11 protein-coding genes are annotated in these 13490 nt (G+C 40.3%); 5 read left to right on the forward strand and 6 right to left on the reverse strand.

Going from position 1 to position 13490, the window contains the following annotated elements; genetic code table 11:
- Nucleotides 1-205: 205 nt before the first annotated feature.
- Nucleotides 206-1171 (reverse strand): stage II sporulation protein M, encoded by a 966-nt coding sequence (locus tag ACPZ3T_RS17540; RefSeq protein WP_490270750.1) that lies wholly within the window; start codon nt 1169-1171, stop codon nt 206-208.
- An 81-nt stretch (nt 1172-1252) separates the two neighbouring features.
- On the opposite strand from ACPZ3T_RS17540, the gene ACPZ3T_RS17545 reads away from it, so the two are divergent.
- On the forward strand, nt 1253-2218 hold the full coding sequence (locus ACPZ3T_RS17545) for a DUF975 domain-containing protein (RefSeq protein WP_490270751.1): 966 nt from the start codon (nt 1253-1255) through the stop codon (nt 2216-2218).
- 176 nt (nt 2219-2394) lie between these two features.
- A complete protein-coding gene (locus ACPZ3T_RS17550) occupies nt 2395-3183 on the forward strand; it encodes an RDD family protein (RefSeq protein ID WP_490270752.1) in 789 nt (262 codons plus the stop codon).
- Nucleotides 3184-3375: 192 nt separating this feature from the next.
- Here the strand turns inward: ACPZ3T_RS17550 and ACPZ3T_RS17555 are convergent, their stop codons facing one another.
- On the reverse strand, nt 3376-4164 hold the full coding sequence (locus ACPZ3T_RS17555; protein ID WP_490270753.1) for a DUF1868 domain-containing protein: 789 nt from the start codon (nt 4162-4164) through the stop codon (nt 3376-3378).
- A 106-nt stretch (nt 4165-4270) separates the two neighbouring features.
- Between ACPZ3T_RS17555 and holA the strand changes: the two genes are divergently transcribed.
- Entirely contained in the window at nt 4271-5260 is a 990-nt protein-coding gene (holA, locus tag ACPZ3T_RS17560; RefSeq protein WP_490270754.1) for a DNA polymerase III subunit delta, read from the forward strand.
- Nucleotides 5261-5395: 135 nt separating this feature from the next.
- Nucleotides 5396-5812 (forward strand): DUF4168 domain-containing protein, encoded by a 417-nt coding sequence (locus tag ACPZ3T_RS17565; RefSeq protein ID WP_490270755.1) that lies wholly within the window; start codon nt 5396-5398, stop codon nt 5810-5812.
- Between the two features lie 6 nt (nt 5813-5818).
- Here ACPZ3T_RS17565 and ACPZ3T_RS17570 read toward each other — a convergent pair whose 3' ends face one another.
- Together ACPZ3T_RS17570 and ACPZ3T_RS17575 are read right to left on the reverse strand one after the other, a co-directional pair.
- On the reverse strand, nt 5819-10006 hold the full coding sequence (locus ACPZ3T_RS17570; protein ID WP_490270756.1) for a PAS domain S-box protein: 4188 nt from the start codon (nt 10004-10006) through the stop codon (nt 5819-5821).
- A gap of 235 nt (nt 10007-10241) precedes the next feature.
- Nucleotides 10242-10538, reverse strand: a complete 297-nt coding sequence (locus ACPZ3T_RS17575) for a hypothetical protein (RefSeq protein WP_490270757.1) — start codon at nt 10536-10538, stop codon at nt 10242-10244.
- 169 nt (nt 10539-10707) lie between these two features.
- Between ACPZ3T_RS17575 and ACPZ3T_RS17580 the strand changes: the two genes are divergently transcribed.
- Entirely contained in the window at nt 10708-11538 is an 831-nt protein-coding gene (locus ACPZ3T_RS17580) for a squalene/phytoene synthase family protein (protein WP_490270758.1), read from the forward strand.
- 69 nt (nt 11539-11607) lie between these two features.
- On the opposite strand, the gene ACPZ3T_RS17585 is transcribed toward ACPZ3T_RS17580, so the two are convergent.
- Nucleotides 11608-11973, reverse strand: coding sequence for a DUF2237 family protein (locus ACPZ3T_RS17585; protein WP_490270759.1), 366 nt, complete (start codon nt 11971-11973; stop codon nt 11608-11610).
- 442 nt (nt 11974-12415) lie between these two features.
- Nucleotides 12416-13432 (reverse strand): adenosyl-hopene transferase HpnH, encoded by a 1017-nt coding sequence (hpnH, locus tag ACPZ3T_RS17590; RefSeq protein ID WP_490270760.1) that lies wholly within the window; start codon nt 13430-13432, stop codon nt 12416-12418.
- Between the last annotated feature and the right edge of the window lie 58 nt (nt 13433-13490).

Genomic DNA, 13490 nt, shown 5'->3' on the forward strand with positions numbered 1-13490 from the left:
TTGGTTTTAGGAAGCGTAATCTTCAGCTTTATAGTTGAAAGGACAGCAATATATTTTTAGTTGAGTTTTTAGTGTTAAAAAGCTTTGTCTTAAGCTTCCTCAATAACACACTAGATCACTCTTAAATATCTAGAGGTTCGGTTTAATGAACAAGAGCGATCGCAATAACCGTACAGGAAAAATTCAAAACTCAAAATTCATAAATCTAACTATTGGCTGATGTAATTTTGCGGTTGCAATATATGACTAAAATTATAAATAATCCTAACCCAAATAAATATTTGATTGGGTCTGGAATTATAGGGTTAGGTGATATAAACCCTTCAATAATTCCCGCAATGATTAACATTGGTACAATGCCAAATACTAACTGTACTGCTTGACCAGCATAAAATTTTAAGGCATCCCCCCGGCGATATTTACCAGGAAATAAAATGGCTTTTGCTAATAATAAACCAGCCCCACCAGCAAAAAAGATAGCGGGTAACTCTAAAGCACCGTGGGGGAAGACAAAAGCCCAAAAAGGATAAGCTAAATTATTTTGACCCACTAAGGTAGCGATCGCACCAATTAATAACCCATTAAATACCATGATATAAATCGTCAAAGCTCCGGCTGTAATCCCCCCGGCTACGGCAGCAAAGGAAACTTTGATATTGTTAATCATGATGCCGCTAGAGGCTAAAGGCTCAATCCCAACAATTGACCCCATCCACAATTCATGTTTATCCCTAACTTGGGAAATTAAGCTTTCTGGCACAATTAAGGACATAAAAGTCGGATCTTGCCACCCATACCACCACCCCACTAGCAACCCCACAAAAAACAAAGCTGTCGCTGTGAGAGTATAGGGAAATGTTTTTTGGATAATCGCAGGAAATCCCCAAAGATAAAATTGCCATACTGCTTGCCATTCCTGCCGACGAGAACCTTGGTAAATCTGTGTATAGGCGCGGGTTGTTAAGGATTGTAAATTATGGATCAAAATATTGCCCACTTGTTGAGTGCGGGCGCGTGCCAAATCAGCCGCCACGGAACGGTATAAACTTGCTACTTCTCTAATCTCAGACGCTTTCAGGGACTTTAAGCCCTTGCTTTCTAACTGTTTGAGTAAGGTATCTAAACGCTGCCAATTTGATTCTCGCCTAGCAATCCAACGTTGAATATTCATAAATTTTGGGCATATTAGCTTCTAACGTACCTTAATATAGGTTCAAATTCATACCCGTAATTTTCAGGAAGGCTCAACCTTATGGCAGGCAATATTGGTTCTCCTAGTCCTATGCAACCACTGAGTGTGGGTAATGTGGTGAGTGCAGGAATACGACTCTATCGTTCTCATCTCAAGGATTACTTTTTAGTGGCTTTAATCGCTTCTTTATGGTCATTTTTACCATTATTGTTTTTCATCGGTGCTGGTTTAGTAGGTTTTTGGAATGTTCGCTTTAATAATAATGCCCCTGGGATTTGGGTAGTTTTAGTGGTAGTGGGAATAATTGCTTTTTTGTATGGTTTGGGTAAAGCGTTAGTTAACACTTCAATTATTTCTAGGTTAGCATTTGGCGAATTAGTCAATCAACCAGAAACTGTTAGTATAGCTCGCAGTCAAGTTAACCCTAAGTTATGGACATTTGTTTTCAATGCACTGTTATTATTTCTGATTTTCTTAGCTATCTTTGTCATTATTTCTATAGTTGGGGGAATTGTCCTAGCATTAATGCAATTTGGATTGGGAGCAACAGAACCTAATGTAGTTACGATACTGCTAACTATCGTGGTATATTTTGTCATTTTATCTGCTATTGTATGGTTTTCTTCTAGGTTTTTGATTGCTGATGTGTTAATAGGAATAGAAAATAACCTTGATGCAGTTACCACAGTTGGACGCAGTTGGGAATTAACTCAAAATAATGCTTGGCGCATTGTTTTAATATTATTTGTAGGTTTGTTAATTACATTCCCAATCCAATTAGTTTTTCAGCTAATTACCCAAAGCATCACCCAACCTATATTATTACAATCCATCCAAGATGCTATCAGTGGCTCAGTAAATGCTGTTTACTCCATAGCCGCAGTTTATTTAGTCACATTTGTTTTAGCATACTTATTAAATGCAGCCTTTTTACCGTTTTGGCAGTCAATTAAAGCTGTGATTTACTACGACTTGCGGAGTCGCCGGGAAGGGTTAGGGCTAAAATTACGGGAACGGGAATTTTAAGGAAATTCGTAATGGGCTGCGCCCCGCTACGCTAACGTAATTCGTAATTAACGTAATTCGTAATTCGTAATAGACTCCGTTGCGGTTCTCTACAAGACGCTACGCGGAAACAAGCTACGTAATGTGTAATGGGCTAAAGCCTCACTTTTAACCGCCAAATTTGGGTAATTGAGATTATGCACCTGTTTAACCGTGTTAAATACCGCACACCAGAAAGTGTAGAGTTAGAATTTACCCTTGCAGGTATTGGTAATCGAGCTTGGGCGTTGCTGCTTGACTACTTCGTCTTAGCTGCAATTTTGATTACTTTCTTAATTGCTTGGACTATTATTGTCGGTCAATTATCAGATTTTTGGCAACAAATTTTTGGTTCTAAAGTTGATGTGTGGTTATTAGCCATTACATTTATTGTTAGCTTTGTAATTTACGCTGGCTATTTTGTAGTTTTTGAAACTCTATGGCAAGGTCAAACTCCTGGTAAAAAAGCTGCAAAAATTCGTGTAGTTCGTGATAATGGTAGACCCATTGGGATGCAGCAGGCAACCTTACGCGCTCTCCTCAGACCATTTGATGAGTTTCTATTTATAGGAGCTTTATTAATTATGTTTAGTAGTGGGGAAAAGCGTCTTGGGGATTTAGTTGCAGGTACAATTGTCATTCAAGCTGAGACAACAACTACATCAGCAAGTATCTTGATTTCTGAACAAGCTCAATCACTATATCAGGAGTTAATTCAAGTTACTGATTTATCACGATTATTACCTGATGATTTTGCGGTAATTCGGGAATATTTACACAGACGTAGCAGTATGTCAGTCAAGGCAAGAAGTGCATTATCTCTAAAGTTATCTCAACAAATTAAAGAGATTTTGAATATAGATTATTTACCTAACAATATTCACCCAGATATTGTGTTGGAAGCCATTTATTTGGTTTATCAAAATGGGGATTGGGTGAAAGGATAAAATTAATTCGTAATTCGTAATTCGTAATTCGTAATTCGTAATGGGCTGCGCCCCGCTACGCTAACGTAATTCGTAATGGAATCCTATCCGAGACGCTAGCGTCTTGGATAGGAGTACGGTTGTAAAAAGTCACAAGAATTATTATTTCTTGTCTCCCTTGTCTCCCCTGTCTATCAAGTCAAAAGCCCCTAATTAAAACGATAAACTAGGCCAGTCTGATTCTCGATAATAACGGGTCATATCGTCGAATTTTCGCAGTTCGACACGATGAATGGATATTTCTGGTAGGTTAAACATCCATTTTTGATTTAATTGTGTGAGTGCATCGGCGAATTTTACTCTGTCTAAATCTGGTGAAATATCTCCGAAATAACCCAAGGTGACATGGGCGGTAAAATGATAGTGTTGTTCAATTCCCAAGGCGATTAATTTGGGATTTTGGTAAATTGTGCGCCGAAATTTCAGAATTTGTTCGTAGCCACTTTCATCTTTAGGAACTAGGCACACACCTATAGCTCTAGGCATTAAGACTATTCCTAGCACTTGCCACGCGATCGCCTGACTCTTTTGTGTCAAGGATTCTTGATATTGCTGAAATGTTTCTGTAATGCAGGAGTGTAATTGCTCCTCAAATTGGGGATTTTTCTCACAAGCATGACGATAAGCACTATCCCAAATCAAATCTGCTAAGGTTAAGTGGAAACTCTCCGCAGGTAAAGGAACAATCAAATTTTGATTGCTAGCTAATTCTAAAATTTCCTGTTGATAACCTTCTAAAGTAGCGTAAAAAGCCGAATTTTCCGAATCTTCCGCCGCCGGTGGCGTAATTAGGGTATAACCAGGAAAATTAACTGCAACTCTCGCTCCCTCAGATGGCTGAAATTTATAGGATTCCTGAATATTCTGCACCTGAGATTTATAAGCTTCTGGTAGTGTCAGTCTTGCTACCCGATTTAGATAAATTTGGTAGTTGTCGTCCAATCTTCGTTGCCTCGCGCTCTCACTTGATAGATTTTAAGGAAAATTTTCATAATTTAATAGCTAGTTTAAATTAAATAAATGAGGGTTGACCGTTGACAAGTGACTAATGAGTATTTACTTCTACTGGGGTGAGGATGATTTTGCCATAGAAAAGGCAGTGGCAATATTGCGCGATCGCATTCTTGATCCTCTATGGACTAGTTTTAACTATACTGGGTTTCTCCCCGATCAAGCTGATGCCCCTATGGCAGCCTTAAATCAAGTTATGACTCCACCTTTTGGGACTGGGGGGCGTTTGGTATGGCTAATCAATACGACTGTTTGCCAGCAGTGTCCTGAAAATGTCTTAGCAGAACTGACGCGGACTTTACCGGTTATTCCTGACAATTCCTATTTATTACTGACTTCCCGGCAAAAACCAGACGAGCGTCTAAAATCTACGAAATTAATCAAACAATACGCTACTGAGTTCCGTGAGTTTCCCTTAATTCCACCTTGGAAGACAGAATTACTGATACAAGCTGTGAATCAAGCGGCGCAAACCGTGGGCGTAAAACTTACTGCTAAGTCTGCGGAAGTTTTAGCAGAGGCTGTAGGTAATGATACACGACTCCTTTACAATGAAATAGAGAAATTACGTCTTTATGCTGAGGGTAGCCATCAACCTGTAGATGTAGATACTGTGATGCTTTTAGTCAGGAATACTACTCAAAATAGCCTGCAACTAGCCGCAGCAATGAGAACGGGGGACACCGTTAAAGCTTTGACAGTCTTAGGGGATCTCGTTAATGCTGCCGAGCCAGAATTACGGATAATTGCTACCCTTGTCGGTCAATTTCGTACTTGGTTATGGGTGAAGTTGATGCTAGAAAGCGGTGAACGCAATCCCCAAGCGATCGCTAAAGCTGCTGAAGTTGGTAATCCCAAACGGATCTATTTTTTACAGCAAGAGGTGCAATCCCTCTCTTTAAGGCAACTAATTTCCTGCTTACCTCTTCTATTAGAGTTAGAGTTTACTTTTAAAAAAGGCTCTGGAGATGTATCTGTCCTACAAACTAAAGTCATAGAACTATGTCAAGTATGTCGGCGTAATTAATCATAAATATCATGGGAGCGATCAAAGTTCTCTGGAACTTATCACTTCTAAACTAATTCAAAGTCATGTAATACTCCTTGCCGTGGTTCTGTGTCACATCCTATGAAGACTATTAATTTGTTTTTCCAAACGAGTATGCACAAGAGGATAACTCATAGCTTCTTATTTGGACTGATAACTACAACTAGTTTGGTTTTGAGTACATTTAGTGTCAAAGCTCATGCTCAAAATCTTTCTGTTAATCAAAATGAAATTACCAGTTATGCTCAAGCTTTATTAGCAATGGAGCCTGCACGTCAATATGCTTTTGGAGAAATTAAAAAAATAGTCGGGAATGTTCCTACAATAGTTTGTAATGACCCTAGTAGTATGAATAACTTGCCCGATCGAGCTAGAAATCTTGCAGTTAGTTATTGTAAACGTTCTCAACAAATTGTCGAAAATCATGGGTTATCTATTGACAGGTTCAATAGAATCACAATGGAAATTCCCAACAATAATAAATTAAAACAACAAATTTACGAAACTTTAGTCCAATTGCAAAAGAAATAGTGTTTGTTAACGGTTTCTTTTCATGAGGCTAGCGACTACTGTGGCTAACTCAACTGGTTCAATTGGCTTGGGTAAATGTAGCTGATATCCTTCTTGAATGGCGCGGGTGCGATCTTCGGCTCTGGCGTAGGCTGTGAGGGCGGCGGCTGGGGTTTTACCTCCTTTTTCTGGAGGGAGCGATCGCAGTTTGCGGATGAGGGAGTATCCGTCTTCATGGGGCATACCAATGTCACTAATTAAAACATCTGGTTGCCACTGGCTAATCATCTCTAATGCGGCTGCCACAGAATCGACTGCTTGAACTTGGGCTTGACACTGTTGTAATATTGTGGTAGCAAAATCACGAGAATCCGCTTCATCATCTACGACTAGCACCCGTACCCCTAACAGTGAAGGACACATACCCAATGGGGAAGCATTGGAAGCTAATTGGCTGACTGGTTCGATGACACTGGTCTGAGTTGGGGTGATGAGTGGTAGTTTGACGGTAAAGGTTGCTCCTTGTTCTTCTCCGGGACTTTCTACGTGGACTGTACCACCGTGTAATTCTACTAAGTGTCTGACGATCGCTAAACCTAATCCTAATCCACCGTGGGATCTGGTGCTGGAACTGTCGGCTTGACGAAAGCGATCGAATACATAGGGTAAGAAACTAGAACTAATGCCAATGCCTGTATCTATAACTTGAATCTGGGCATAGCTTGTTTTTGTATCTAATTTACCATCCTCAACTTTAGAGAGTTTAATTTCCACTTTGCCATCTGGGGGGGTAAATTTGATGGCATTTGAGAGGAGATTCCAGATAATTTGTTGTAATCGCTCAGAATCACCGGAAATTAGAAATTGGCTAGTTTCTGCTGACTGAGGGAATAAGGAAAATTGCAAGTTAATTGCTTTGGCTTGAGCGGCTATTTTAATATTTTCAATAGCTGATTCGATGATGGAAACAAGATTACAAGTATAAACATTGAGGCGCAACTTACCCCGAATCATCCGTGAGATATCTAGTAAGTCTTCAATTAACTGGGTTTGGGTTCTGGCGTTGCGCTCAATGGTTTCTAAGCCTTTAGCTATTTGAGTTTCATTGAGTTGGCGACTTCGCAGCAATTGTGACCAACCGAGGATAGCATTCAGAGGCGATCGCAATTCATGGGAAAGTATAGCTAAAAACTCATCTTTCATGCGATTAGCGGTTGTTAGCTGTTCAGTTTGCTGCTGTAAAGAACTGATTAATTCCGTGCGTTCCATTGCCACTGCTATTTGATCACAAACTGCTTTCATCATCCCTTTTTGATTTTCACTAAAAGCAGTACGAGAACGGCTACCGAAACCCAGAGTCCCTAAAACTTTCCCCTGTGCTATCAATGGAGAACAATAATAAGCTGTCAGTCCAACGGAGCGCAGTAATTCTGTTTTAGGGTCAGTTGATTGCTGTACATTTTCCACATAAATTGATTGACATTGTTGAGCAACAACACCACAGACGGCTTGTCCTAGAGATAAATACTCAATTTCTTGGGCTAATTCTGCGGCAATTCCTTTATAGGAAGCTAAACGCATTTTCTGACAATTTTCTACTATTAAATAGTTAAAATAAACATCTAATTCTATTTGTTCTGCTAATTTGTTAAAGCAACTCTCAATTAATGCTAATGGTTCTGTGCTAGATAATAATTGACTAGCAGTATTAAATAATAATTGCAGTCTTTTATAACTGAGTGATAGGGCTTTTTCAGCTTGTTTGAGTTTAGTAATATCTTGAAATACTAAAATACAGGTAGCTGGATAGCCGTGCATGGCTGGTAGTGTATCGGCAAATACTAATATAGATAAGATACCCTTGGGGGTGTGCCAGTCTATTTCCTCACCTTCTAAACGTTCTCCACGAGCCACCCGCACCCCTGGCATTTGGTCATTCGGAATGGGATTACCTGCGGCATCGGTAAAGCAATAAGCGGTGTGATAATCTGCGGCTGGTATACCTTTGGGAAATTCACCTCCGGCTAATTCATCAGCCGCACGATTGGCAAATATTACCCTTGCTGTTCCCGGCTCAATAAATAATAATGGCCGGGGCATCAAGTTTAAAACATATTCCAACCATTTTTGTTGATTTCTGACTAATTCTTCAGCTTCCTTGCGTTCTGTAATATTCAAAAACGCGCCGATACATCCTCTGGTGTTACCTTCTTCGTCAAATAGTGGGGCAACATACTCTAATAATTGAGTAACTTTACCATTCTCATGGAGGATATCCACTTCAAAATCTAAAACTTCTACCCCATGCGCCGCCGCATATTGCATAGGCAATTCTGTCGGTAATAGTTCTCTGCCGTCGCGGTAGACTTTAAACTGGGTTGGTTTTTCGTCATTGGGAGCAGTTAAAGAAGCGTTGATATCTGGTGATATTCCTAATTGTTTAGCAAAGGCAGGGTTAACTTTAATCTTGTGACATTGGGGATCTTCTGCTATGCCAATGCCAATAGGAATTACGTCTAGTAATGTTTGTAACTCAGTAACTCGACGTTGTAAATCTTTATTCAGTTGGAGAATTTTTGCTTGTGATTGCTTCTGCTCGGTAATGTTGCGAGTTACGGTAGCTAAGGCAATGGGTTCTCCGGTTTTTTGATCTTTAACGGTAAAAATATGATGGTCAACTGGGATGGGTTGGCCTGTTTGAAAATGTCGAAAATAAAATTCGCCATGCCAATGACCTTGAGTGATTACAGTCGGAATAATCTGTTCTTGAAAGTAGGTTTTGTCTTCAGGCATGAGATAATCTGAGACTAGCTTTTCCCTGACTTCCTCAAGATTTTTCAGTCCTACTAATTGTTGACCGGCATAATTAAGGTAAAATGATTGGCCTTCTAGAGTTGCTAAACCTATAAAATCATTACTGTTTTCGATCAGAGAGACTAATTTTTCTTGTTCAGCTTGTGCTTGTTTACTTTCTCTCAAGTCGAAGATAAAAGCAACTCCTTCTGCTTTATTTTCTCCTATAAGGACGTAACCTATTAATACTGGAATGCGGCTACCATCCTTGTGAATGTATTCTTTTTCGTAGGGTGTACAAGCACCTTTGGGGTTACTTTTAGCTTCGGCAATGCCTTGCTCATCCAAGTGAAGATATTCTGGGGGTGTAATTTCCCGCCAATTTAACCTACCTGTGAGTAATTCTTCTTGGGAAGAACCAATCATTTCTAGAAAGGCGTTGTTAGCTTGTTCGATGCCACCGTAAATATCAGTAAAGATAATGCCGATGATGTTAGCATCTACAAAACTGCGGAGTTTTTCTTCATAAACTCTAGCTGTTTTTTGGGCGCGATCGCGTTGTTGGCTGAGTAATTCAATAATTACCGCACTTTGCCAAATTACAATGGCAAAAATCACAATTAAAATTACGGCAAATACTGACACGGCAAAGGCTGGCCCATATTGTCCGGCTCTTTGTCCTTGGACGATTAACCACCCCAATATTATCGGAAATGCGATCGCACCTACTAATAAGCGTCGTGTAATTGCGCCGCCATAGCTATCGCTAATTACTATTTTCATTAATCCCTGTTCGGCTCGTCCTGATAACATCCCTACACACAGGACTATAAATAATAATGCGGTATAAAATCCCATACATGGGATATTGGGAGTAGGGCTATAGACAAATTTCACTTTGTATACAGAACCTATCACCACCTGTAGAGAAATCACCGCTACCATGAGAGTGAATATTTGAGCATACCAATAGCTGCGTTTATTTCTGGGATTAACTAACAGCTGTAGGGCTAAACTCACTAGGATGAAATTTAGGGACGTATTCCACCCCATACCTGTGTGAAACTGTGTTATCGGGGCTGAGAGAGAATCTATGCCCAAATTCCAGCCGAATAAATATTTACTCAAAGCCACGGATGCCAACACACCCACAGCTATGCCACAGACTCTAGATAAGTAAGTTAATTTCTGTCCCCTTGTCCCTACTAACAACCACAAGGAAATACCGGAGAGGAGAAAACATACTGCTGTATTTACTTTGGTTGTAACTTCAATACCTAATAAATTACCCTGAACAAATTGCAGTTTTAACCCCCAGGCAACCAGAATTAAACTGCCGAATAGAATAGCGATCGCACTGGCAATTTTGGCAACTAGATAATTATATGTATCTTGTAGTCGCAAGCGGTTCACTCCTATCATTAAGATTTATATAACCGCATCTAGCTTATGAGGGATGTTTTTATTTTCCCTATATTTTGACATCCTTATACATCTTACTTTCACCGATTCAGTCCACATCTATCTATATACAGATTTTTCACAACAACAATGTACACAGCAGCAGGTTTATTCCGTCTCACCCAGGGTAGGCTCAGGCTAGGCTGTTGACTTTGATCAGATTTACCCATTTTTATTTATACGGTTTTGGTGTCATCTAAATAAGTAATAAGTAATTAGTAATGAGTAATGAGTTTGAGGTTATTAGTAATAAGTAATGAGTAATGAGTAATGAGTAATGAGTAATGAGTAATGAGTAATGAGTAATGAGTAATAAGTAATGTCTAGGGGAAGTAAATTTTCCCCTCCCTACCTTGTCTCCCTTGTCTCCCTTGTCTCCCCTGCCCCCTGCCCCCTGCTCCCTGCCCCCTACTCCCTGCCCCCTACTCCCTGCCCCCTGCTCCCTGCCCCCTGCTCCCTGCCCCCTGCCCCCTACTCCCTGCCCCCTACCCACGCTCTGATTATTAATGAAAATTTTGTCAATTTTGATACCAAAAAATATTACTATCTAAAAACATCATTATTACATCTCTATTTTTTTAGGTTTACGTAAAACAATATCCAGTATCATCAAAAGAACTGCCAATTGCGTGTGGTGTAAAAATCAACAGGGGAGTGACAACATGGATTTACGTAGTGATGCTTTGCAAATCCTCAAAGAAACTAGTCGAACGTTTTATATTCCGATTAGTATTTTACCGTCAGGGTTGCAGGAGGCAGTAGCATCAGCGTACCTGTGTATGCGTGCTATAGATGAAATTGAGGATCATTCCGATTTAGATAATGCTGCTAAGGCAAAACTTTTACAAAGTATTAGTCTGACTCTACAAAGTGGAGTTGACGGTTTCCCAGCCGATGCTTTTACTGCCGGGTTTAGCGGTTACGAGGATATTTTAGCAGAAGTCACAATCAGAATTAGAGAATGGTCGCTACTTGCACCAGAAACCATTGCACCGCGAATTTGGGATGCGACGGCGGCAATGTCAGATAGGATGGCTTATTGGGCAGCAATGAACTGGAAAGTTCATACAGAAGCTGATTTAGATCGTTATACATTTGGGGTAGCGGGTGCAGTAGGTTTGTTGCTTTCAGATTTGTGGAGTTGGTACGATGGCACACAAACTAACCGGACTCAAGCTATTGGTTTTGGTAGAGGCTTACAAGCAGTTAATATTCTTCGCAACCATATGGAAGATTTAGGACGTGGGGTGAATTTCTTACCTGATGGTTGGAATTTAGCCCATATGCAAGAATATGCCCTGCGGAATTTAACTTTAGCAGATGCTTATACTGCTAGTTTGCCAGATGGCCCAGCTTTGGCCTTTTGCCAAATCCCCTTAGCTTTAGCACATGGAACGATTGAAGCTTTAGCCAACGGCAAAGAAAAACTCAGTCGTAGTGATGTGATGGCATTACTAGAGCAATTAAACAGTGTGAATTTGAAAGCTGGCTAGAAGTTGATCTGAAATTGTAGATACAGCGATCGCCCTAGGGTAAAATTTGAGGTGCGATCGCTTTTGTGATCATTGGAGAGCGTACTTTTGTAAATCTGCCAGATCGCACACTTCCAAAGCTCTAGCATGGGTAGCAGTCAGCACCACAGGGGGAGCAACACCTGCTGCTAAGGCTTCTTGCCAACGAGATGCACATAAACACCAGCGATCGCCAGGTTTTAATCCGGGAAAATTATACTCAGGAAAAGGTGTGCTGAGGTCATTACCCTGTGATTTGGTAAACTCTAAAAATTCAGCAGTCACTTGAGCGCAAACAACGTGCATTCCCAGATCATACGCCCCTGTAGAACAAAACCCATCACGATAAAATCCCGTCATCGGAGAAGTACAGCAAACCTCTAAATCTGTGCCGAGTACATTTTTAGCTTCTGCCATCTGTCATTACCTATTTTTTCTGCCCTGAAATACTTATACCGTTTCTTGATAAAGATGCACTTTATTCTGTACTAGACTTCTTGCATAAATACTTTGGTGTTGCTAACAAGATTGTTTAAAAGCTCACGCATTCGCCCTTGGCGTTCCCGCAGGGTAGGCGCAAAGACGCAAAGAAGAACGCAGGAAAATAACTCTTGAAGTTATGTATTAGGATTGTTCAATTATTCGTGCAAGAGGTCTACTGTAGAGACGTTGCATGCAACGTCTCTACATCATTGATTTGATGCAACTTCATAGAGAATTGGTATTACCTAAACTTAGTAGGGTGTGTTAGGCGCAAGCCGTAACGCACCGCAAGCTTTAGGAGATAGGGCAGGTGTGGAGTGTAGACTGAATAGACAGCCCCAACAACCATAGGGTTACAAGCTCCATCTTTTTCAAACTATTTACCAAACACAGTTCCCAGAGAACGGGCAATATTTTGGGGTTGCATAGCATCCATTGCGGCTGTTGGCTCATAACCGCAGTGAACCATACAATCAGCACACTTGGGATTACCACTAGCACGACCGTATTGACTCCAATCAGTAGTTTCTAGTAATTCCTTAAAGGTAGTGTAATAGCCTTCATTTAAGAGATAACATGGTTTTTGCCAACCCAAAACACTATAGCTAGGACTACCCCAAGGTGTACATTCATAGTCTTTTTCACCAATGAGAAAGTCCAAAAATAAGGGGTTATGGTTGAAATTCCAATTTTTGCGCCCAGATTTGTAGGGGGCAAGAATTTCTCTAAATAAGGCGCGGGTTTGCTCCCGTTTAAGAAAATTATCTTGATCTGGGGCCCATTCGTAGCTATAACCAGGGGAAATCATCATCCCATCTATATTTAGGTTGTCTAAGAAATCAAAAAACTCCTGCATTTCTTGAGGATTGCAACCTTCAAAAATGGTGGTGTTAGTGGTGACACGAAACCCTCTGGCTTTAGCGGCTTTGATGGCTTTGACGGCAATATCAAATACGCCTTTACGGTCTACACATTGATCATGCCATTCTCGCATTCCATCTAAATGGACGCTGAAAGTTAAATATTGAGAAGGCTGAAACTTATCGAGGCTTTTTTCTAATAACAAGCCGTTGGTACATAAATAAACATATTTTTTACGTTCTACTAATCCCTTGACAATTTCATCAATTTGTGGGTGTAGTAGAGGTTCGCCCCCAGGAATTGAGACGACGGGTGCGCCGCATTCTTCCACAGCAGCAAAGCACTGTTCGGGAGTTAAGTTTTGCTTGAGTATTTCTGTAGGATGTTGAATTTTACCGCAACCAGAACACGCCAAATTACAGCGAAATAGTGGTTCTAACATCAATACTAAAGGAAACTTTTTACGTCCTAAAAAACGTTGAGTTACTAGATACTTACCAATGTCTATAGCTTGTTGTAGATTAATCGCCATTTTTGTTATTCACTCCTCTCTATCTAGATCAAAGCATCTTTTTGTTCGTAGTTAGGAC

This window comes from Aliinostoc maniaoense (assembly GCF_058172895.1).